At 64.4% G+C, this 21,166-nt stretch carries 15 protein-coding genes; 6 read left to right on the top strand and 9 right to left on the bottom strand.

Annotated features, from left to right (window positions below; genetic code table 11):
* From DV532_RS11450 to mnxG, 5 genes are all read right to left on the bottom strand, one after another.
* Positions 1-1,521: an ABC transporter substrate-binding protein gene (locus tag DV532_RS11450; protein ID WP_056801155.1), complete on the bottom strand. Its 1,521-nt coding sequence runs from the start codon at positions 1,519-1,521 to the stop codon at positions 1-3.
* Positions 1,522-1,592: 71 nt separating this feature from the next.
* Complete coding sequence (locus DV532_RS11445) at positions 1,593-2,258, bottom strand: SCO family protein (RefSeq protein ID WP_056801153.1); 666 nt, start codon at positions 2,256-2,258, stop codon at positions 1,593-1,595.
* Positions 2,255-2,911 (bottom strand): SCO family protein, encoded by a 657-nt coding sequence (locus tag DV532_RS11440; protein WP_056801151.1) that lies wholly within the window; start codon positions 2,909-2,911, stop codon positions 2,255-2,257. The genes DV532_RS11445 and DV532_RS11440 overlap by 4 nt, the downstream gene beginning before the upstream one ends.
* A complete protein-coding gene (locus tag DV532_RS11435; RefSeq protein WP_056801149.1) occupies positions 2,908-4,884 on the bottom strand; it encodes a cytochrome D1 domain-containing protein in 1,977 nt (658 codons plus the stop codon). The genes DV532_RS11440 and DV532_RS11435 overlap by 4 nt, the downstream gene beginning before the upstream one ends.
* A gap of 18 nt (positions 4,885-4,902) precedes the next feature.
* Positions 4,903-10,755, bottom strand: coding sequence for a manganese-oxidizing multicopper oxidase MnxG (gene mnxG, locus DV532_RS11430; protein WP_056801147.1), 5,853 nt, complete (start codon positions 10,753-10,755; stop codon positions 4,903-4,905).
* Between the two features lie 590 nt (positions 10,756-11,345).
* Between mnxG and DV532_RS11425 the strand changes: the two genes are divergently transcribed.
* Positions 11,346-12,416 carry an enoyl-CoA hydratase/isomerase family protein gene (locus DV532_RS11425; RefSeq protein WP_056801145.1) on the top strand — a complete coding sequence of 357 codons (1,071 nt, stop codon included), beginning with the start codon at positions 11,346-11,348 and terminating at the stop codon, positions 12,414-12,416.
* Positions 12,417-12,432: 16 nt separating this feature from the next.
* Entirely contained in the window at positions 12,433-13,584 is a 1,152-nt protein-coding gene (locus tag DV532_RS11420; protein ID WP_056801144.1) for an acyl-CoA dehydrogenase family protein, read from the top strand.
* A gap of 123 nt (positions 13,585-13,707) precedes the next feature.
* On the opposite strand, the gene DV532_RS11415 is transcribed toward DV532_RS11420, so the two are convergent.
* Positions 13,708-14,640 carry a LysR family transcriptional regulator gene (locus DV532_RS11415; RefSeq protein ID WP_056801142.1) on the bottom strand — a complete coding sequence of 311 codons (933 nt, stop codon included), beginning with the start codon at positions 14,638-14,640 and terminating at the stop codon, positions 13,708-13,710.
* A 123-nt stretch (positions 14,641-14,763) separates the two neighbouring features.
* Here DV532_RS11415 and DV532_RS11410 point away from each other — a divergent pair, with 123 nt between their 5' ends.
* Positions 14,764-15,024: a DUF2790 domain-containing protein gene (locus DV532_RS11410; protein WP_056801140.1), complete on the top strand. Its 261-nt coding sequence runs from the start codon at positions 14,764-14,766 to the stop codon at positions 15,022-15,024.
* Between the two features lies 1 nt (position 15,025).
* Here DV532_RS11410 and DV532_RS11405 read toward each other — a convergent pair whose 3' ends face one another.
* Positions 15,026-15,718 carry a tRNA (adenine(22)-N(1))-methyltransferase TrmK gene (locus DV532_RS11405; protein ID WP_056801541.1) on the bottom strand — a complete coding sequence of 231 codons (693 nt, stop codon included), beginning with the start codon at positions 15,716-15,718 and terminating at the stop codon, positions 15,026-15,028.
* Positions 15,719-15,855: 137 nt separating this feature from the next.
* Between DV532_RS11405 and DV532_RS11400 the strand changes: the two genes are divergently transcribed.
* Together DV532_RS11400 and DV532_RS11395 are read left to right on the top strand one after the other, a co-directional pair.
* Positions 15,856-16,236 (top strand): RidA family protein, encoded by a 381-nt coding sequence (locus DV532_RS11400; protein WP_056801138.1) that lies wholly within the window; start codon positions 15,856-15,858, stop codon positions 16,234-16,236.
* A gap of 212 nt (positions 16,237-16,448) precedes the next feature.
* Positions 16,449-18,449: a U32 family peptidase gene (locus DV532_RS11395; RefSeq protein WP_056801137.1), complete on the top strand. Its 2,001-nt coding sequence runs from the start codon at positions 16,449-16,451 to the stop codon at positions 18,447-18,449.
* A 17-nt stretch (positions 18,450-18,466) separates the two neighbouring features.
* Here the strand turns inward: DV532_RS11395 and DV532_RS11390 are convergent, their stop codons facing one another.
* The gene (locus tag DV532_RS11390; protein ID WP_056801135.1) at positions 18,467-19,795 is read right to left on the bottom strand and encodes a sigma-54 dependent transcriptional regulator; all 1,329 of its coding nucleotides are present in this window, start codon (positions 19,793-19,795) and stop codon (positions 18,467-18,469) included.
* A 342-nt stretch (positions 19,796-20,137) separates the two neighbouring features.
* Here DV532_RS11390 and DV532_RS11385 point away from each other — a divergent pair, with 342 nt between their 5' ends.
* Complete coding sequence (locus tag DV532_RS11385; protein WP_013972506.1) at positions 20,138-20,404, top strand: hypothetical protein; 267 nt, start codon at positions 20,138-20,140, stop codon at positions 20,402-20,404.
* A 106-nt stretch (positions 20,405-20,510) separates the two neighbouring features.
* Here DV532_RS11385 and DV532_RS11380 read toward each other — a convergent pair whose 3' ends face one another.
* On the bottom strand, positions 20,511-21,077 hold the full coding sequence (locus DV532_RS11380) for a VWA domain-containing protein (RefSeq protein ID WP_056801133.1): 567 nt from the start codon (positions 21,075-21,077) through the stop codon (positions 20,511-20,513).
* Between the last annotated feature and the right edge of the window lie 89 nt (positions 21,078-21,166).

Raw genomic sequence — 21,166 nt, 5'->3', positions numbered from 1 at the left:
TCAAGGGCTGTCCGGCAGCGGCCGGTATGGGGTGACTGCGGTGAAGTGCGGCCCGGGCAGGGTCACCGCCACCACGTGGGCTCCGGCCATGCCCTGCCGGCGCCCAGGGCCGAAGCCCAACGCCGGGGTCAGGCCGGTGGACACATCATGCAGGCCTTCCAGCGCAGCAATCAGCTGCTCGCGGCTGGTGTCACGGCCCGTCTGCTTCAGTGCTTCGCTCAACAGGCGTAGGGCACACAAGGTGTTGACCTGCAATGACGCCTGGCGTGGGTCAAGGCCCTGGCGCTGCTGCAGGCCGGCCAGGGTCGCCAAGCCCTGCTCGGTCCAGTCTTCGGGCACGTAGGGGTAAGCCAGAAACACCCGTTGCGACCACGGCTCGGGCAACTGCGCCACAGCCCCGGCCACCTGGCTGGAAGCCGCGAACAAATAGGGTTGGCGGCCAGCTGCCTGTAACACCGAGGCCAAGGCGGTAAAGGCCTGGGCGCGGCCGAGAAAGACAATGCCCTGCCCGTCTACAGCCTGGCCATCGAAGGCGTGGATGGCGGGTGGTGCCCAGCCCTGCTGGAGCAAGCGTTCGCGCACCTGTTCGGCAAGCGCCGCCTGCTCATTGCCGGCATACACCACCCGCAGGTCGCCCGCTGCCAGGCCCAGCGCCGCACGGGCATGGCCTGCCAGGCTCAGCAATTGTGTGGGCAAGCCAGGCAATGGGTCGAAAATCTGCATGCTGCCGCCGCTGCGCGGGGTGCTGCCGACGAGGGGGACATTGTGCGCTGCCAGCAAGGTCGCCAGGCGCTGGTCGAGCATCGGCGCCATTGGCGAGATCAGGGCGAACACCCGCTCCTTTTCCAACAACTGCTGCAGGGCACGTTCGGCGCTGGCCGGGTCCAAGCCTGGGTCGAGTACCACCAGTTCCAGGCGCCGTCCATTAATGCCACCCTGTTGGTTCAACTGCGCCAGGCCGTCTTCCAGCACCGCACGCACCACCTGCCCGGCATCGCCCAACGGGCCGGACGCGGGCAGCAAGGTGCCCAGCCGCAGTAAGCCCTCTTCTACGCCGGGGTCGCGCTCCTGGGCCAGGCGCTTGAGGTAGGCGGTTAGGTTGCGCTGGTCGGCCAGGGTCAGTTCGAAGCGTGGCATGGCAGGGTCCAGGCGGTTGCCGGCCGGGTCCACGCCGTGCTGAATGGCCCGCGCCAGGCTGCTGTCGGTGTAGGCTGGGTAGCTGCGGCCGTTGGCCTCACGCTGGCCCTGGCCCAACGCCAGGCGTTGCCAATCGAGGCTGGGTGGGCGCACGCCGCCCTCGGCACGGCCACGGCCATCGCCACCGTGGCAGCTGGCGCAGGGCAGCACGCTGGCCGGTACGCTCATGTCACTGGCGCCGACCCGCGCCAGCAACTGCGCGTCACTGCTGGAAACGCCCTCGCGGTACAGGCGCTTGCCGGCTTGCTCGTTGGCGGTGAGGTCGAGGGCAAAGGCCGAAGGAGCAAACACCAGGCTAGCAAGCAGGGCCAGCATTGTGCCCATGGCTCTGCTAGCCTGTTGCCGGCGATGAGGCCGGCAGCACCCGCACACGGCCGCCCAGGTATTCATGATGCTCACCGCCCTGCCAGTGGCTGAGTCAGCAGCTGCATGCGCTGGGCAATCGCTGCGGGCGGTGCATCCGGGCGGATCTTGCTCCAGCGCTTGCCCGCCACGTCACCGGCAATCAGTTGCGTCGAGTGCTGCTCGGGGCTGGGCAGGAACTGACCGATACGGCCTAGCACCAGGTCGACATTGGCCTTGTCACCGGTCAGGAACAGCCAGTTCGGCCCAGCCACCCCCTGTTTCTCGGCAAATGCCTTCAGCGCCTCGGGGGTATCGTTCAGCGGGTCACTGCTGATCGACACGAAGGTCACCTGGCTGGCCAACTCTGGCCCCATGGCCTCGCGCACTTCGCGCAATTTGCGGGTAATCAGCGGGCAGGCGTCGGTGCAGTGGGTGAAGATCACGTTGAGCATCACCACCTTGTCCTTGAGCACGTCGCTGTAAAAGCGCAGCTCGCGGCCGTTCTGGTCCTTGAGCACGGTGTCGGTGAACCAGGTTTGGGCATCGCGGGTGCCGCCGCCACTGGTCATCGCCTGCGGTGCCGGCTGCGGCGCTGGGGCTTGCGGGGCATGGCCTTCGTGGGCGAACGCCACCGAGGCGAGGATCCACAAGCAGCCGCCCAGCATCAGCCAGTCAAAACCACGCATGCTGGTGCGGCGTGAGGTTACAGTACTCATGGTTGCACCTCGTGATGGTCGGCAATTGCCGTGCTCTTGGCATGCACCCGGCGGGCGCTGAGGCGGTTGATTTCTTCAATCAGTACCGCCGGGTCGGTGAAGCCGTAGTAGCGCGTCCAATGCCCGCTGCGCCCGTCACCCACCAAGATCAGCGGCGGGTGCTGGCTAAGGTCGGCACTGAAGCTGCCCAAGCCTTTGAGGGTTTCGGTGATTGCGTAAGGGGTGCCGGTCAACCAGCTCCAGCCCGGCCCCTTCTGGAAGGCCTTGGCGTAGTTTTGCAGGCGATTGGCGTCATCGCGCTGCGGGTCGACGCTGATCGACACCAGGTGAATCTCGTCGCCTACCCGCCCACCCAGTTGCTGCTGGACCTTGCCCATGATCGACGACACCACCGGGCACACCGTGGTGCAGCTGGTGTAGATGAAGCCCATGACCACCAGGTGGTCGCCCACCAGGTCTTTTTCCAGGCGCACTGGCATGCCGTCCTGGTTCAGCAGCGCCACATCGGCAAAGCGCACGCTGGCCTTTTCCTGGCGCGCCGCTGGCGGCTGTTCGGCGTGGCCGTTGTGGTCGTGGCCGCCGTGGGCCAGGGCTAGGTTGCTGGCAAACGCCAGGCTCAGGGCCAGCAGTTTGAAAGAATGCTTGTGGTTCATCGCACATTCCTCACGTCGGTCTGGGAAGCGTTGGACGCTGCGGCCGGCAGGACGCGCAGGCTGGTGTAGTTTTCTTCGGCAAACTTGCGCCCCAGCGACGGCGACTGCACATGCAGGTACCAGGCGCCGGCTTCGGGCAGGCTCAAGGCCGCTTGGTAGATGCCCTCACCCACCTCCTCCAGCTGCAGGTTGCGCGGCATCGAGGTAGGCGCCAGGAAATAGCGCAGGCTCAGGTCACTCAGGCCCAGGCGCGGCTGGCCGTCGTCGCCGACGATACGCACCCGGGCGGTAATGGCGCTGTGCTGCGACAACGGCCGGTCCAGGCCGATGAACTCGGCATAGGCGCGCTTGCGCTTGCTGGCATTCGGCGCGGCGACTACATCGGTGCTGAAGCAGTGGATGATCTGCGGCTGGTTAAGCAGGAAAGCCACGTCGAACTTGCCGGAAGCCGGCAGCTTCACCGTCGAGCCGTACACGCCAGGCGCCACCTCGCGCAGGCTGCGGTCGACCACGATGGCCGCGCGGGCCTGGTGGCCCCGGTTGTTGTAGCCGGACATCGGCGCGTTCATGCCTTCGGCGTAGAAGTAGGTGGTGTTGTCCACCGGGTTGACTACGAACACCGAATTGTCATCGCGCGACACCGACAAGCCTTGGGCCAGCGGCAGGTCACCAGCCTGGCGCGGCGCCGCCGGGCCGGCCTCGAAGCCCTGCACGATCGGCGCGCGCCCTTCGCCCAGGCTGGCCAGGTTGATCATGCTCACCTTCGGTGACGCCAAGCCACGCACGTAGGCATAGCCCTTGGTGAAGGTCAGCTGGTACGGTTCGGCCGCCACCGGAATATGGTGGATCAGCTTGTCGGTACTGGCATCGATCACCAGGGCCTGGTTCTCCAGGGTATTGAGCACAATGCCGTAGCGGCCATCACTGCTGAAGCGCATCGGCCCCAAACCCTGCTGGGCCTGGACGGTGTGACGCAAGGTGTGGTTGCGGGCATCGAACACGCGCACGCTGCCCTCCTGGCCATCGACCACGTACACCGCCTGGGACAGCGCCGAATAGCTCACCGACAACGGGTGCGGGCCAACCTTGATGGTCTTGGCCAGGCGCATTTCCGCGATGTCGATGACGCTTAGGGTACCGCTGTCGCGGTTGCTCACGTAGGCAAAGCGCGAGTCGGCGCTAAAAGCGATTTCGTGGTGCCCGCTGCCGGTGTTGAAGGTTTTCAGAGTGCTGCGCCCCGGCACGTCGATCACGGTTACCCCGCCTTTGGCCGGGTCGCTGCTGTTGTTGCCTACCCACAGCCGGTGCTGGTCCGGCTGCAGGGCCACCCGCAGCGGCTGGTCACCGGCGTCCAGGTCGACCACGCGGGTAAAGGTTTCGGTGTCGATCACCGAGACCTTGCCTCGCTCGGGGATAGACACGAACACCTGCTTGTCGTCAGCGGTGGCCACCCAGTCCATAGGCTGCCCAGGCAGGTCGATGCGGGCCATGGTGCTGGTCACGCCGCCCACCGACACGGTGGGGTCGATTACCGTCAGGCTGGCGTCCTTGTTCAGCATCAACAGGAAGTAGCTGTTCAGGTCGAGCAATGGCCGGGCACCGATGCTGCTTTTGAGAAACAGCGCGACACGGGCTTTGCAGCTTTGGTCGCGGTCGCCCACCGGGGCCGACTGCGCCGGGTCGATCCACGCCCCCGGCGCCATGCCTGACAGCGGCTGGCCGCTGGTCTGGTCGCTGACCTTGAAGCGGATACTGGCAAAGTTGCCTTCCTGCAGCTCGCCGCCGGCCAGCGGCCGGGCCTCGAACTCCACGGTTACCCCGTCCCGGCTGAGCCGGTGCAGGGCCTGCGGCTGGGCAGGCTGCTGCAACAGCTCCCGCGGATCGCACCAGAGCTTTTCATACGCCATGCCCAGGCCGATCAGCGCTACCCCCAGTACTACCCCCAAGTAAGCAGGGCGAGTCTTCTTATTCATGCTCGCGCTCCCTTTCCATCACTGCGCCGGGGCGGTTGCCGGCGGCGCTTCGTTGGTCACCCGCAAAATCCCCCACAGCCCCGAGAGGTTGCCGTAGGCGGCGTAGTCGCGGAACAGGTAGTCACCCATCACCGCGTTGGCGCCCCCGGCACTGGGCAGCATGAAGCTGAAGTGCGCCGCCGGCAGCACGCTTTCCTGGGCACCGATGTACATGGCCATCGGGTTGTAGCCGAAGCGCACCGAGCCGATACCAGGCAGGCTCAGCGGGTAGCCGTCCACGTCGCTCTTCTCGGCCTGGTAGTTGTGCAGAGGCCACACATGGCCGTCCAGTTGGTAGACCATGCCGCGGCTGCCACCACTGGGCATCACGATATGGTTGCGCACCGGTTGCCCAGGCTTGGCGTACAGCACTGGGGTTTGCGGGTCGCCACCAACCAGGGCGTTGGCGTAGGCCATGTGGGCATTGGGTACATCGCCAAAGCCCAGGCCTGCGGCACGGCCGAATGGCGAGTCGGGGGCCATGCCGAAGCGCAGCCACAGCGGCTCGGTCTTGTAGTTGACCGCCATGTTGCCGTTGTCCTGCGGGTCGCCGGCAGCGCCATTGCCTTCGGTGTTGATGCCCTCAACCGGGCGGCCATCGGCCCAGCGCATGTTCAGCGCACGCTGCCACACCGTGACGAAGTCGCGGTAGTCCGGTTGGCCGCTGACCTTGACCGTGGCCTGGGCACGGGTCGCCGTGTCTTCGGTCCAGGTGGCGGTTTGCGGCAGGATGCTCATGGCTCCCACCAGGCCTTTTTGCGGCTGCTTGATGAAGTCCGACGGGGTCAGGTTGAGGCCGCCGAACTCGATGGCCGTGGTGTTGATGTTGTCCACCGTACGGCCCAGCTGCGACACCGGTTTGCCTTCACGTTCCAGGTGGCCGGCATAGTACTGGTAGGTGCGGGTTGGGTAGGCGCCGCTGGTACCGGCACGCGGTGCTACGGTTTGCACCGGGTTCAAGCCAACGTTGGCGCCGTCGGACTTGGTGATGTCATAGGCCAGCAGTTGCGCATGCAGGCCCACGTGGCTGGATGGGCGCATCAAGTTGTTGGCAAAGGCGGTGGAGCCCTCGCTGCCGAACCGGTCGCGCTTGACCACGTTGTGCATTACCGCCGTGCTCGGCAGGTCTGGCATCACCAGGGGCAGGCGGTTTTCCAGGGTAATGCTGATACAGTCGCCAGCGTTGGCACGCAGTACCAGTGGCTCTACCGGGACACCCGCCTTGAGCTTGCCGGTGGTGGCATCCAGGTCCGCCTTGCGCACGTACAGGATCGCAGTCGGGTCGTGCAGCGGCGCGCTGTGGCCACCGATGGTGAAGGGTTCACCATCTTCGGGGTCTACCCCACTTACCAGCGGGATGGCGGTCTTGCGGCTGTTGAACACCAAGGTGCCGCCAGTGGCCTTCAGCGCACCGCCAACATGCTGGCCGATACCGGCCGGGTCGTTGATGCTGACGCCGTTGCGGTTTTCAAGGATGTCGTTGGCCAGCGCCGCGACGATGTCGTAGTTGCGCTTGACCGTGGTGCGGCTGCCGATGCCGTTGGGGTTGGCCGTGGTTTTCGGGCAGATGCCATCAAAGTTCACGGTGTTGCGCATGGCCACCGGCTGCGGGTTGTTGGGCAGTGGGAACAGGTCGGGACGTTGCGCGGTGTAGTTGCGCATGATGCCCCAAATGCCGTTCCAGTAGCCTTCCAGGGCGGCGTCCAGCGAGTACAGGTAGTCGCCGTTGGTGGCGGCCGAACTGGAGATCATCGACACCGGTGCCATGAAGCCCAGCTGCTCGGAAATACCGATCATCTGCGACGACTTCCAGCCCGAGTTGGAACTGTTGCCGTAGCCAGTCCCGTTTTGCAGCCACTTCACGCCGTGCAGGGTGACGTTGTGCTCCTCTTCATGGCCACCGGCGTGCATGCGCAGGCGCACGTTGTCACCGGAGTAAGTGCGCAGCATCGGCGTGAACGGGTCGCCCGGTTCGCTGCCGGCCTTGTTGATGTGCGGTGGGAACAACGTGGTGCCACCGGTTGGGCCGACCGCCGAGGTGATCGCCGAAGGCGCCAGGTTCATCGCCGGGATGGCGCGGTCGGTACGGGTTTGCAGGGCATAGCTGAGGTCGCCGGCCAGGCCGTCGGCCTGCATGCCACGCTTGCCGTCGGGGCCGACCTTGTTGGGGTCGAACACGCGCAGGGCCAGTGGCTCGTTGCGGTAGTTGACGACGAACATGCCTGGGTCATCCACCGAGATCGCTTGCGGGCAAGGCCGGCTTGGGCAGCCGGGGTTGATGCCGCCACGTTCCTCGACAATGGCCTCCAGCAGGTTCGACGCCTTGCCGCGCACCGGCGGGTTGATGGCGTAGCGGAAGCTGTCGGCAGTGGCCGGGTACGACTGCGCATTAGGCACGCCGTCCGGCCCGGCACCTACGTACACCCCGGCTTCATAGGCATGCTGGAAGTCGCTGTACTCCAGGAAGAACTCACGGTAGCTGTCGTTCTTGCCGTCGCCATCGTGGTCGCCAGTCTGGATCACCGCCTGCCACGAGGTTGGGCCGCCATCCTGGCGCGTGGCCGGGTTGTACAGCTGCTCGCCGGTTTCGGCGTGGTACCAGGTGGAGTTGGCCGGTTCGGCCAGCACGGTGGCATACAGCCCCAGTTGCTGGTGGGTCGATGGGCCAAGGTGGTCATGGGTGAAAATGGTGCCCAGGCCACGGTCGACGTTGTGCACGTTGACCAGCGGGTCGGCGAACCAGCGCTGCATGGCGGTGCGCGCGCCCAGCCAGTCGGCCCGACCGAAGCGACCAAAGTACGGGTGCTGCTTGGCTTGCGGGCAAGCAGCGGTGCCGTCGCGGGTGTCCCCTTCGGTGCAGCCGTTGTAGGTACGAATGGCACGTATCCGCTCGACCACGCTGCCGGGCGAGAGAATACCGTCTTCGTAGTTCCAGCCGTTGGCCGAGCCGTCAGCGGCGGTCAGGTCCCACTTGGGCAGGTGGATGTGCTGGCCGATGACGTCGGTTGGGGTGCGCACCTGGTAGTCGTCCATCTCATAGATGTTCGGGATCAGGTTGGTGTGCTGGTACATGGTGCAGTCGAAGGTGTTCATGCGCATCACCAGCGGCTCAGGCGGGCGCTGCTTGGTGATCACCGGCCAGGCGTCTTCCCACAGGGCGATGATGCGCGCTTGCGGGAAGTGGTAGCCGACCTTGTTGTATACCGCATCGAACTGGATGTTGGCGCCCTTGTAGATGCGTGGGCGGTCGGCGGTGAAGGCCGAGGCGCCACGGAAGTTCAGGCCTGCCGCGCTCTCGCCACTGAAGAACTCGCCTACCCCCGAAGCCTGGGTCAGGCGTTTGCCGCGGTCATCCATGCACGGCTCGTAGAACGGCGCGCCGGCAGTGGGCAAGGCGCCGTTGGTGCGGAACGCCTTGGCTACCGGCTCGCTGCCAGGGATCAGGGCAAAACTTGGGTGTTCGGCCATGGCGTGGAATTGCATGGCCGCCTGCTCGACATCAGTGCCCTCTTCCGGCAGGTAGATCGGCTTGGCCTTGTTCACCACCTTGGTGAAGTCCAGCTTGGTGGTAATGGTTTCCGCTTCGCCGCCGGCGGACATGCCATCCAGCGCATGCCGGCCCAGGCCGCCGTCCCAGCCGTCGACCTGGTTCGGGTCGAGGTTGGCCCACAGCGCCTTGCCGCTTTCTTTTAGCTGCCGCGCCATGGCCGGGTCGAGCATGTCCAGTGGCGGGGTGGGTGGGCGGTTGCCCACGCTGCTTTCCATGCCGCCAATCCAGAACGGGTAGCCTGGGTTTTTCAGGGTGCCGTCTGCGTTGCGGTTGGCGTCGGTACGGTCGACCAGCGCCAGCGAGCCGATGGCCTTGCGCACCGGCGCCTGGTTGGCGTGGTCGTCATCACCTTCCTCTTCGTCCTCGTGGTCATCGTCATCATTGGCGGCGACCAGCGTTTCGGAGAGCTTCGGTACCACCACTACCTTGCCTGGCATCGGCGCCATGGCCTTGCCGGGCAGCGGCACGATGGCCGGGATCGGCGTACCGGCAACGATCTCGCCATCGGGCAGCGCCCGGGCGCCAACCGCCGGTTTACCGCTGCGCAAGGCGAACGGGGTGCTGTGGAAGCCATTCTCGCCCTGCCCGCTCACCTCTAGGCGGGTGCCTTCCTCGAACACGTCATGCACCCGCCACATGGCCCACATGCCTTGGGCGAAGTGCGGGTAGAAGTGGCAGTGGTAGATGGCGTCGCCCGCCACCCGGTTGCGGTTGCCCGAGCCGCCGTTGGCGATTTCGTAGGTGTAACCCACACCGGCACCGATGCCTTGGGCATCGATGTAGTCGGAGTTGTCGTCATTGGGGTTGAACAACCACTGGTGGCCATGCAGGTGGAAGATGTGCTGCTCATGGCCGTTGTGAGTATTGCGGAACTTGGTGAAGTCGCCGATGTAGCTGTGGTGCACGTTGGCAGGCTCGGCCGGGTACAGGGCCATGCTGGCCTTGACCCCGACGGCGCTGGCCGGTGGCACCTCGCCGGGGCGAATGTGCTCGAGGCCGACGTTGGCCGGCACATCCACCAGGGTGCCGACGTCGCCGACGGTGTGTGCACTGAGGAAGAACTCTTCGTAGGCGCACGACAGGCAGTCGTGCATCGGGCCCACGCCCAGGCGGTTGGCGACCACTTCGGCGCCCATGCCACCAGAACCGTAGTTGATCATGAACGAGTCGCGAGTGGGTTCCAGCACATGGCCCATCACCGGGTCGGCCCAGTAGCCAGGGAACGCCTGGGTGCCGGCGACTTCGTCAGCGAACTGCGAGGCGAAGTCGCGGAACGCCTCCAGGCGGTTGGGCAGCGCCGGGTTGCGCTTGCCCATGTTTTCCAGCGGGTAGGTGGATTTGGGGAAGCTGCCGTCGGGGTTGGGGCCCATGACGATGGCATCGGTTTCGCTGTTGATGATTTCGTTGCCGTTGACCATGGCAATGATCGGCTTGCCGGCCTTGCCCTCGGTGATCCACGGCTCCACTTGCGGGTAGCGGGCTTCGTAGTCGATCACTGGCTGGCCGGTAGCAGTGCGGCCGGTGGTGGCCAGGCGCATTTCTTCTTCGGTGAGGGTGTTGCGGTAGGTGCGGCCGAGCTTGGGCACCACCACCACTTGGCCGAACAGGCCGTTGGCGACGTTGCCCGCCGTGCCCTCGCCGCCGAAGGTGGCAGCCTTGCTGGTGGCAGCGAACGCGCCCTCGCGCTCGGCGTACAGGGTATAGCTGCGGGTGCTGCCGGGGCTGACGAAGAAGTTGCCGTTACGCCCGGTGTAGGCGGAGATGTCGGCGATGCTGTTGACCGCCTGCATGCCGTTGACCTGGAAGCCGACCATGCGCTCGGCCACTTGCTCATCGGCAACAAAGCCTTCGGCGGCTTGGTTTTCCAGCTCCGGCCCCTCCTCCTCGCCCTCGGGTTCCTCGGCCTCGATGCCGTGCTTGTTGGGGTTGGCTTTGTAGTCGAGCAGGTTAGTCAGGTTGACCGTCAGGCAGTCGCCGGCGGCAACCCGCAGCACAATGGGCCGCGGGCGCTTGTCTGGGCGCAGGGTGACCTTGCCGGGTACCGCCGCCCCGCCGCGGCTGAGGGGGACCCTCTTGTCGTCCACCACATCCTCGCGGAGGGCGAACATCATGCCGTTGGCGTTTTGCGCACCGAGGCGATTGAACATCATGGGTTGGTCCAGTGCCACCACGTTGGCGACCAGGGTGCGCTGGCACTGCACGGCCGCCTCGCTGGTCGACTCCCAACCCAACAGGGCCAGAACGAGTGATGACAGGATGGGGCCTTTGCGTGGCGTCGACATGCTACACCTCCGGGGCACAGGAACTCTGCGTTGGAGCTGGAGCAAGGGACGTGCCAGGTGAGAATTTATCGTTTTATCAGTGGGTTGCGCTGGCAAGCGAAACAAATTGGGGAGGAACCCCCAGCGGTTTTCCCCGAATTGGGGGGGTGGGGTTGCAGGTGTTTGTCGCGGCATTTTTTGCGCCTGTGAGATCGAGCGCCGCGATAGCGGCGGCGCTCGATCTCACAGGCACCGAAAGTGTGCTGCCTAGCCAACCAAGCCGGGTACGTAGAAGTACAGGATGGACGGGGCCATCAGGCAGCCCAACCTTGTATCGAGCACCACGCCGTCGGCGAGGTGGCGGCCCCGGTCGAGCCGGCGCTGTTTCTCGGCACGCCGCCGCGACCATTCTCAACCGCAGACCGTTACGATCACGTTAACGATTGCCCAGAACCTTGCTAGAGTGCCGCATCGCCGGCCAAGGCAAAAATGCAGAATACCCCTGCAGATTTGTCGATTGTGCAGGGCAAATTCGCATGACAGGATCCTGCGATCCTCCAGCGAATTCCAGACTTCACGTGGAAAATCAATAACAAAGCAGGGAGAACGCAATGACTGCGCACGCTCACACCGCGACAACCGACCCTGTGTTGGCCGAGGTCCGTAACCAGGTCGGCCACCTGACCCTGAACCGCCCCGCCGGCCTCAATGCACTGACCCTGGACATGGTGCGCAACCTGCGCCAGCACCTCGATTTGTGGGCCGAAGACCCGCAGGTGCGCGCCGTGGTGTTACGAGGCGAGGGCCCCAAGGGGTTCTGTGCCGGTGGCGATATCCGCTCGCTGCACGACAGCTTCAAAGCCGGTGATACGCTGCATGAAGCGTTTTTCGTCGAGGAATATGCCCTCGACCTGCTCATTCATCACTACCGCAAGCCGGTACTGGTGCTAATGGACGGTTTCACGCTCGGTGGTGGCATGGGCCTGGCGCAAGGCTGCGACCTGCGCGTGGTCACCGAGCGCAGCCGCTTGGGCATGCCCGAAGTGGGCATCGGCTACTTCCCGGATGTAGGCGGCAGCTACTTTCTTTCGCGCATCCCCGGCGAACTGGGCATTTACCTGGGCGTCAGCGGTAGCCAAATTCAGGCGGCCGATGCGCTGTACTGCGGCCTGGCCGACTGGTACCTGGTCAGTGACCAGCTGGCGGCCCTCGACCAAGGCCTGGACCAGCTGCATTTTGGCGACCAGCCACTTAAAGACCTGCAAAACCTGCTGGCCAAACTCGGCACCCAGGCGCTCGACGATGCACCCCTGGAAAAACTGCGCCCAGTCATCGACCACTTCTTCGCCCTGCCCGATGTGTCGGCCATCGTCGAGCAATTGCGTGCTGTCAGCATTGGCGACAGCCACGCCTGGGCCGTGGCCACCGCCGACCAGCTGGAAAGCCGCTCGCCGCTGGCCATGGCGGTTACGCTGGAGATGCTGCGCCGTGGTCGCCAACTGGGCCTTGAGGACTGCTTTGCCATGGAGCTGCACTTGGACCGCCAGTGGTTCCAGCACGGCGACATCATCGAAGGCGTGCGTGCGCTGATCATCGACAAGGACAAGCAGCCACGCTGGAACCCGCCGACCCTGGCCGCACTGCAACGCCAGCGGGTCGACCAATTCTTCGAAGGCCTGTGAGGCCGGGAGCACACCCATGCAAGACCTGGAACTGAGCGAAGAACAAATCATGATCCGCGACATGGCCCGGGACTTTGCCCGTGGCGAGATCGCCCCGCATGCCCAAGCCTGGGAAAAGGCCGGCTGGATCGACGATGGCGTCGTGCGCAAGATGGGCGAACTGGGCCTGCTGGGCATGGTGGTGCCGGAAGATTTTGGCGGCAGCTACACCGACTACGTCGCCTACGCCCTGGCTGTGGAAGAGATCGCCGCCGGCTGCGGCGCCACCGGGGCGATGATGAGCATTCACAACTCGGTGGGCTGCGGCCCGCTGCTGGCCTACGGCACTGCCGAACAGCAACAGCAGTGGTTGCCGCGCCTGGCCAGCGGCGAGGTGATTGGCTGCTTCTGCCTGACCGAACCACAGGCCGGTTCCGAGGCGCACAACCTGCGCACCCGCGCCGAGCTGGTCGATGGCCAGTGGGTGATCAACGGCGCCAAGCAGTTCGTCAGCAACGCCCGCCGCGCCGGGTTGGCGATCGTCTTCGCGGTGACCGACCCGGAGCTGGGCAAAAAAGGCCTGTCGGCGTTCCTGGTGCCCACTGACAACCCAGGCTTCAAAGTTGACCGCAGTGAGCACAAAATGGGTATTCGTGCCTCCGACACCTGCGCAGTCACCTTCGACAACTGCCGCATCCCCGCCGCCAACATCCTCGGTGAGCGTGGCAAAGGCCTGGCCATTGCCCTGTCCAACCTCGAAGGCGGCCGTATCGGCATTGCCGCCCAGGCCTTGGGCATTGCCCGCGCCGCGTTCGAGGCGGCGCTGGTTTACTCACGTGATCGGGTGCAGTTCGGCAAGCCGATCAACGAGCATCAGAGCATTGCCAACCTGCTGGCCGACATGCAGGTGCAAGTGAACGCCGCGCGGCTGCTGATCCTGCATGCCGCCCGCTTGCGCAGCGCCGGTAAACCGTGCCTGTCGGAGGCTTCGCAAGCCAAGCTGTTCGCCTCGGAAATGGCCGAGCGGGTGTGCTCGATGGCGATCCAGGTGCATGGCGGGTATGGCTACCTGGAGGACTACCCGGTCGAGCGCTATTACCGCGATGCACGGATCACGCAGATCTATGAGGGGTCGAGCGAGATCCAGCGGATGTTGATTGCGCGGGAACTGAAGCACTACCCGCTGTAACGGCAAGGCAACACGTTTTTTTGTGGGAGCGGGCATGCCCGCGAAGCAGGCGACGCGGTGGATGGCACCGGCTTTGCCGGTGTTCGCGGGCAAGCCCGCGCCTACAGAAAGCAAAATTACCTGTCAGCGCCAATAACGCGAATCATCCACCACTTTGGCATGCCCTTCGAACAACGCCGGCAGCTGCTCCTTGAGGTAATCAATCCAGGTGCGCACCTTGGCGTCCAGGTAATGCCGTGACGGATAGATGGCGTACAGCGCACTTTCGCGCAGGCGGTACGGCGCCAACAGCCGGCACAAGCGCCCCTGCTCGATCGCTTGGCTGGCGGTATAGAACGGCAACAGGCCAATGCCCATGCCCAGCTCGCTGGCCACCAGCATGGCGTCGGCGACGTTGGTGGAGAAACTGTCGTTCGGCGCGATCACACACTGGTCAACCCCTTGCGGGAACACCCAGTCGCCTTCGTACATCGGGTAAGCCATGCGCAGGCAGCGATGGTGGTGCAAGTCTTCTGGGCGCTCCGGTACACCATGGGCATCCAGGTACCCGGGGGCCGCGCAGGGGATGCTGAAAATGTTGCCCAGCGGCACGGCGATCAGTTGCGAATCCGGCAACGCGCCATCAACGGTAATCACCACGTCATGCCCCTCGGCCAGCGGGTCGGGATTGCGCTGAGACAGGGTCAACTCGATCACTACCTCCGGGCACAACGCGTTGTAGCCGGCCACCAGCGGCATCAGCAACAGCCCCATCCCGTGCGGGCAATGCAAACGCAAGCGGCCACGAGGCGTGAGGTGTGCGCCACGCGCTTCGCCCACCGCTTCTTCGGTCAGCAACATGATCTGCCGCGAGCGCTCAAGAAACCGCTCGCCCGCCTCGCTCATGCGCAAACGCCGGGTGGTGCGGTGCAGCAAGCGGGTCTGCAGCTGGTTTTCCAGCTCGGCGACGATGCGTGACACCTGCGCCGCGGAAATGTCCAGGGCATTGGCAGCCGCAGCGAAACTGCCGCATTCCACCACACGGGCGAAGGTACGCATGGCATGCAGCATGTCCATGAAGGGTGCTCCTTGATCGGCGTTATTCTTGCGTTATAGGCAGGAATCTATCACGGCTTAGCCCATTTATTGTGGATGACCAATGAATAGATCATTGGCCATTCATTGAAAAAGGACCCCGCCATGAAACGTTCGATCGTTGTTCTTGCTGTTGCCGCTGCCCTCACCTCGTTCGGCGCGTTTGCCGATGCGGGCAAAAACCAGCCAGTCAGCAGCAACTATGAATACGGCATGCCGCTGGACGTGGCCAAAGTCATCTCCATCACCCCAGCCAGCAACGCCACCGACTGCCAGGTGGGTACCGCACACATGGTGTATGTCGACCACCAGGGCCAACAGCGCGAAATCGACTACCGCGAAATGGGTAACTGCTCGCAGCACTAAGTCAGGCCAGCACGTGGGTGATCCAGGCCACTTGTTGGTTGAAGTCGTCGATTTTCGCTTGAGGCACCGCATCGCGGGCTCGCTCGAAGTTGGCCAAGGTCTGCTGCTTCTGCCGTAGCATGCGCCGCCACTTGACCAGAAACGCCTCGCTTTTCTCCTGCAACAGCACCGGGCCGAAGTACAGCTGTTCAGCGCTGTAGACCGCCGCGCCGGGCTCTGCGACGATGATTTCGTAGTCGAAGCGGTTTTCGCGCAGCAGTTCTTCGCTGACGATCCGCCACCCATTGCCCACCAACCACTGGCGCAATTCGCGTTCAGCGCCATTGGGCTGCAACACCAGGCGCGACACGCCCGCCAGGCGCTGCTTGCCGGCCTCGAGGATGTCGCACATGGTGTCGCCCCCCATGCCGCAAATGCTCACCACCGAGATACGGTCGCCCGGCTCGACTGCGGCAAGGCCATCGGCCAGGCGCACAGTGACGCGGCCCTCCAGGCCGTTTCTGCGCACGTTGCGCTGGGCCGAGGCGAACGGCGTTTGCGCCACCTCCCCCGCTACTGCCGCCTCCAGCACGCCGCGCAGCAGCAAGGCCACCGGCAGGTAGCCATGGTCCGAGCCAATGTCGGCCAAGCGCGCGCCCTGCGGCACATGGGCTGCCACGCGCTCCAGGCGCCTGGACAATGTCTGTTCGTTCAAGGTAAACCCCTGGCTTTGCAATGGGGCGCGATTCTGACGGCGAACGCAGCGCATTTCAAACACTGGGGCGCCCTCGACCGGGCCGGTGCGCTCGCGTAGGCTTGCCGCTTTCCTTCCGTTGCAAGGCAAAACACACCATGGCAAATGCAGACATCATCTACACCCCGGACCCGGATGCCGAGTCGATTTCGTCCGACGTCGCCGAATTCAACGGCGTACTGGTCACCACCCAGATCCCGACCCACGCCGATGGCAGCCTGGCGCTGGGCGGCATCGTCGAGCAGAGCGAATGCACCCTGCAGGCGCTGAAGGTGGCACTGGAGAAGGCCGGCAGCGGCATGGACCGCGTGCTGCACCTGACCATCTACCTGACCGACATGGCCGACCGTGCGGCGTTCAACGAGGTGTACCAGCGTTTCTTCAGCAAGCCCTGGCCGGTACGCGCCGCCGTAGGCGTGGCCGAGTTGGCGTTCGAAGGCATGCGCGTGGAAGTGACCGCAATGGCCGCCAAGCGTTAAAGGCATGCGCAACCCTTGTAGGAGCGGGCTTGCCCGCGAACACGGGCGAAGCCCGTGCCAACCCCCGCGGTGCCTGCTTCGCGTGCAAGCCCGCTCCTACAATTTGCGCGTAATCTACAAGCTAGCCACCTCTGGGCAGCCCAATGATGCCGCCAGCCCGTTTCGCCGCTACAATGCCCGCCTAAACCGTGACAGCCCGAAAATATAACGACATGTCCCTTCCAAAGAATCACCTGGAACTGCTCAGCCCTGCCCGTGACGTGGCCATCGCCCGTGAGGCGATCCTGCACGGCGCTGACGCCATCTACATCGGCGGCCCCAGCTTCGGTGCGCGCCATAACGCCTGCAACGAGGTCAGCGATATCGCTGAACTGGTCGAGTTCGCCCGTCGCTACCACGCACGCGTGTTCACCACCATCAACACCATCCTCCACGACAACGAGCTGGAACCCGCGCGCAAGCTGATCCACCAGTTGTACGACGCGGGTGTCGACGCGCTGATCGTGCAGGACCTGGGGGTGATGGAGCTGGACATCCCGCCAATCGAGCTGCACGCCAGCACTCAAACAGACATCCGCACCCTGGAACGGGCCAAGTTCCTCGACCAGGCCGGTTTCTCGCAGCTGGTACTGGCCCGTGAGCTGAACCTGCAGCAAATCCGCGCCATTGCCGCCGAAACCGACGCGGCCATCGAGTTCTTCATCCACGGGGCGCTGTGCGTGGCGTTCTCCGGCCAGTGCAACATCTCCCATGCGCAGACCGGCCGCAGCGCCAACCGTGGCGACTGCTCGCAAGCCTGCCGCCTGCCCTACACCCTGAAGGATGACCAGGGCCGCGTGGTGGCGTTCGAGAAGCACTTGCTGTCGATGAAGGACAACAACCAGACCGCCAACCTGGCCGATCTGGTCGATGCCGGCGTGCGCTCGTTCAAGATCGAGGGCCGCTACAAGGACATGGGGTATGTGAAGAACATCACCGCCCACTACCGCAAAGAGCTCGACGCAATCCTCGAAGGCCGCCCGGCGTATGCCCGTGCGTCCAGCGGCCGTACCGAGCACTTCTTCCTGCCCGACCCGGATAAAACCTTCCACCGTGGCAGCACCGACTACTTCGTCACCGACCGCAAAGTCGATATCGGTGCCTTCGACTCGCCAACCTTCACCGGCCTGCCGGTGGGCGTGGTGGAAAAGGTCGGCAAACGTGACATGCAGGTGGTTACCGATGTGCCGTTGACCAACGGCGACGGCCTGAACGTGCTGGTCAAGCGCGAAGTGGTGGGCTTCCGGGCCAACATCGCCGAGCCGCGTGGCGAGTTCGAGGAAGACGGCCACAAGCGCTACCGCTACCGCGTCGAACCCAACGAAATGCCCGAAGGCCTGTACAAGCTACGGCCCAACCACCCGCTGTCACGCAACCTCGACCACAACTGGCAGCAGGCCCTGCAACGCACCTCTTCCGAGCGCCGGGTGGGCGTGGAATGGCACGCGGTACTGCGCGAGCAGCGCTTGCTGCTGACCCTGAGCAGCGAAGAAGGTATCAGCGTGCAAGTGGCGCTGGACGGCCCGTTCGGCGCGGCCAACAAACCGCAGCAGGCACTGGACCAGTTGCACGACCTGCTCGGCCAGCTGGGTACCACGATGTACCACGCCGACAGCATCCAGCTGGATGCGCCGCAGGCCTACTTCATCCCCAACTCGCAGCTCAAGGCCTTGCGCCGCGAAGCCATCGAGGCGCTAACCGCAGCACGCGTGCAGGCGCACCCGCGTGGCGCGCGCAAGGCTGAGACCACGCCGCCGCCGGTGTACCCCGAATCGCACCTGTCGTTCCTGGCCAACGTCTACAACCAAAAGGCCCGCGACTTCTACCACCGCCATGGCGTGCAGCTGATCGATGCCGCCTACGAGGCCCATGAAGAGCATGGCGAGGTGCCGGTGATGATCACCAAGCACTGCTTGCGCTTCTCCTTCAACCTGTGCCCCAAGCAGGCCAAGGGCGTGACGGGCGTGCGCACCAAGGTGGCACCGATGCAGCTGATTCAGGGTGATGAAGTGTTGACCCTGAAGTTCGACTGCAAGCCGTGCGAAATGCATGTGATCGGCAAGATGAAGAACCACATCATCGACCTGCCGACCCCAGGCAGCGCAGTGGCCCAGGTGGTCGGGCATATCAGCCCGGAAGACCTGTTGGAAACCATTCCGCGCGGGCCGCATTGACCGGGTAGCTCAGCCGTTCAGCGTATTTGGTGCTTGTGCAGCAACCGGTAAAACGTCGGTCGCGAAATGCCTAGCACCTTGGCCGCCACGCTCAGGTTGTCGCTGTGCCGGTTGAGCACATCGCACAGTGCCTGGCGCTCCGCGCGGTGCTTGTACTCTTCCAGCGTGCCCAGCGGCTGTTGCTGCTGGTCGAGGGCCTGCAACCCCAGGTCCTGCGCCTCGATCTGCCGCCCTTCGGCCAGCACCAGCCCGCGGCGCACCCGGTTGGCCAGCTCGCGTACATTGCCTGGCCAGTCATGCCGCCCCATGGCCGCCAGGGCATGGTCGCTGAACGAACGCGGCCGGCGCCCGGTTTCCAGGCTGTAGAAATGGGCAAAGTGGCTGGCCAGCATGGACAGGTCGCCATGCCGGTCGCGCAGCGGCGCGGTCACCACCTGCAACACGTTCAGGCGGTAATACAAGTCTTCGCGAAAGCGCCCTTGCTCGATGGCCCGCTCCAGGTCCACGTGGGTCGCCGCCAGCACCCTGACATCCACCGGGATCGGCTGGCTACCGCCCACCCGCTCGATATGCTTTTCCTGCAGAAAGCGCAGCAGGTTGGCCTGCAGCTCCAAGGGCAGGTCACCGATTTCATCGAGGAACAGGGTGCCACCATGGGCCGCTTCGATGCGCCCAGCCTTGCGCTGGTGCGCGCCGGTGAAGGCGCCCTTCTCATGGCCAAACAGCTCGGACTGGATCAGGTGCTCGGGGATCGCCCCGCAGTTAATGGCGATAAACGGCTGGTCGCTGCGCTGTGACTGACGGTGCAAGGTGCGCGCCACCAACTCCTTGCCGGTGCCGCTCTCCCCGCGGATCAACACGGGCGATTCGGTGGGTGCCAATTTACCCAGCAGCTTGCGCAGCTCACGAATCGGGCGGCTTTCACCGAGTAACTCATGGGTGGCGTCGTCCACCCTTGGCGCGCCCCTGCCGCCGCGCAGCCGCGCCATGCCGAAGGCCCGGCCCAGGGTGACCTGCACCCGGGACACGTCGAACGGCAGGGTGTGGAAGTCGAAGAACCATTCACAGACAAAGTCGCCGACCGCCGGCATGCGCAGCTGTTCGGCGCTGAGCACGGCAATCCATTCGGTGTTGCTGCGCTTGATCATGTCCTTGACCGCGTCGGGGTGCCGCAGGTGCGAAGCCTGCAAACGCAACAGGCCCACATCGCAAGGATGGTCCAACGCGGCACCGAGCATGCAGCTGTGCACATCCCAGCCTGCGCTGCACAGGCCTGGCAACAAACGGTGGCAATCGTCGCAGGGGTCGACGATGAGCAAACGGCGTTGGGTGGCAGGCTGCTGCATAACCGATCCTTGGCGCCATTTTTTGGTTTTTTGAAGTAAAACAGCAAGTTGTGGCGCCCAATTAACAGTAGCAACGAAGTTGACGGTTCCCAGTACCGTCTGTCTGCCCAGGCATTTTTTTACACGCCGTCACGGGAATTTTCGCACTTTATCGACATCACATGGCGGCGTAGGCAAAAACCGATTCAACCCTGACAAAAATTTTTACAGCTAATGTGTGACTTGCCCCCAGACAACGAGCATCAGTACACATAACCCCGCGCTGCACTTCGCGATTACCGAGGCGACTTTGAAGCAACGCGGACTTTACTTCGATGTTTGGGACCATAGAGAGACCGAACCATGAATGCCCCGCTCCGTGTCAACGAAGCACTGCTGATTGCCGACCACGCCTTCGAACCCTTCCAGTGCGTAGCCTGGGATGCACCCAACGGTACTGGTGAACTGAGCCTGGCAGTGATCGACCGGACCAGCACCCGCATCGGCAGCAAGCAAGTGTCCTCGCGTATCTATTCCGACCCGGCCCAGTGGGCCAGCTTGATTGAGGAAGTGCGCGCCGAACTGTGTGAGAAAGGTTACGACCTGCAACCGTGGTCGATGCCGAAATAATAACGGCCGGTAAACCAAGTGCGTGCACCGCCACGCACTTGTAAAACTTCGTAATTGCCGTTCTGGCAACTTCACTTATTGCGACATAGTGTCGCGCCTACACGTTTCACTCCACCACCTTGAACTGTTGCATGTGCTGGTAATCGGCCTGCAGTTGTTGCGCCAGGCGTTGCGCGCGGCCCAGGCGCACAGGCGCCAGTTCCATATCCACCAGCACAGTTTCACACGGCATAGGTTGTACGGCATTCCAATGCTGCAGGCGGCCATCGGTAAACACCAGGCAGCGCAGCGCTTGTTCTGGGTGGGCACGCTGCCGTGCCACTAACCAATGCCGAGCTTGTTCCAGCGCGGCAATTAGTGGCGTCCCGCCCCCGGCACCCAGCGCTTGCAGCCACGGTTGCAAGGCGGCCGAGGCTTTCAGGCCGTGGCGCTGCCATTGCGGCGTGCGCCCGCTGGCGGTCAGCAAGGCCAGCCGCGCGCGCTGGCGGTAGGCTTGGTCGAACAGAGCAGCCAACAACCCTTTGGTCTGCGCCAGCGCCTGGTGGCGGCGGGTCGAGGCCGAGGCATCGACAATCACCAGCCACAGCTCCGCTGGTTTGGCCTGGCGTTGCTCCCAGCACAGGTCCTGGCGCTGGCGTGGACGGCCCTTGAGCAGGGTCGGCAGCCAGGCCACCCGGCCGCTTGCGGCACTGCGCGCACGGCCCCGGTTGGCACCGTACTGCTTACCTGCGCCGGCTTTGGCATCCGCCCCTTTGGCAGTTG

It is taken from the genome of Pseudomonas sp. Leaf58 (assembly GCF_003627215.1).
GTDB lineage: Bacteria > Pseudomonadota > Gammaproteobacteria > Pseudomonadales > Pseudomonadaceae > Aquipseudomonas.
Note: the sequence above shows the minus strand (reverse complement) of the source record. Positions and strands in the feature narration are given on the sequence as shown.